Annotated in this window: 2 protein-coding genes; both read left to right on the forward strand. The window is 56.8% G+C overall.

The window, feature by feature from the left end; genetic code table 11:
* The coding region (locus M7Q83_RS13905) for a tyrosine-type recombinase/integrase (protein ID WP_298340167.1) at positions 1-1,019 on the forward strand (1,019 nt) is incomplete at its 5' end.
* On the forward strand, positions 1,016-1,369 hold the full coding sequence (locus M7Q83_RS13910; RefSeq protein WP_298340169.1) for a hypothetical protein: 354 nt from the start codon (positions 1,016-1,018) through the stop codon (positions 1,367-1,369). The genes M7Q83_RS13905 and M7Q83_RS13910, both read left to right, overlap by 4 nt.
* The last annotated feature ends 1 nt before the right edge of the window (position 1,370 follow it).

The following is a 1,370-nucleotide window of genomic DNA, read 5'->3' on the forward strand; positions in this document are numbered from 1 at the left end:
TAGGTTCGTTCCTCCGTGACATTACCGAATGGGACTGGGCCGATGTCCCAACTCGCAGGCTCATCTTTAGCTCAGATATTCCTCGACTACCAGCACCTCTGCCGAGGTACGTTCCCCTCGATGAGGACCGTCGCTTGCGAGTTGCACTCACCGAGACGGAGTACCCCTTGGCTGCGTTGGCACTCAGGGTTTTGCGTGCGACCGGACTCAGGATTGGAGAGCTCCTCGATCTCGAACTCGACTGCGTTCATGAGGTCCCGATGAATGGCTCTTGGTTGAAGGTGCCGCTCGGTAAGCTCGATACCGAACGCATGGTCCCCCTCGAAGAGGATACCGTGGCCCTCATCGACGAAATCGTCGGTTTGAGATCCAATGGGCGACCACTACCGCATCCTCGAACCGGTAAGCCGTGTCAGTTTCTCTTCACGCACCATGGAACCCGACTCTCACCCAACGCCGTGAGAGATGAACTGGGACGCGCTTGTGGGCGCGCTCAAATTGACCCGGTCACTCCCCACCAGCTCCGCCACACCTTTGCGACCTCAATGGTCAATGCAGGAGTATCGCTCCAGGTTCTCATGTCTCTCCTTGGACACTCCTCGGCCGAGATGAGCCTTCGCTATGGACGCCTCTTTGATACGACGATCCGTTCTGAGTACGAGCGAGCTCTTCGCGAACTCAAGGAGATCATTCCTCCCACAGCACCCAAGACGCATACAAGCATTCCTGTCACCGGGGACCAACCCTGGCAGGGGCTTCCCTTGATTAAGTCACGACTCTCTGGAGGCCACTGTGTACGTGCCCTGGCTCAGGAGGCCTGCATCTACGCTAACATTTGTGAACACTGTACCAACTTCCGCGTTGATGAGACGAACCTAGCCGTGCTTGTTACCCAGCGTCATGACACAGAGACTCTTGCATCCGATGCGACGAGCCGAGGTTGGGCAACCGAGGCGGATCGTCATCGGCGCCTGATGGTACGGCTTGATGCACTCATCGCCCAGGCGAGTAGCCAATGATCTCCAAGGAGACCCTCGCCAAAGTCGACCAGACCTGTGCGGAGATAGTCGCGCTCGACCAGGTAGTCACCTTCGCTGAGGTCGCCCGTCGTGCTCACGTCACAAGGAATACCCTGTATCGGAACCCCGAGCTACGCCAAATGGTGGAGGGCTACCGAACTATTTCAAAGCGTTCTCATACGTTCATCGAACTGAGTGCCCAGGTCGAGGAACTTCGAGGCTTGATCGATGCGGTAGCTATCAAGGTCCGGCACCACGAAGAACAGATCCGTCACCTCAACCAATCTGTTGGGAACAAAACCCACGGTTCTGGATCTGCGCACTCATCTGGGTCAGGATTAGCCGGTTAAA

The sequence above is a fragment of the Ferrimicrobium sp. genome, from assembly GCF_027364955.1.
GTDB lineage: Bacteria > Actinomycetota > Acidimicrobiia > Acidimicrobiales > Acidimicrobiaceae > Ferrimicrobium.

What these genes read in the sequence shown, in the direction of transcription:
- M7Q83_RS13910 (WP_298340169.1), top strand. Translation starts at nt 1,016, where the DNA reads ATGATCTCCAAGGAGACCCTCGCCAAAGTCGACCAGACCTGTGCGGAG.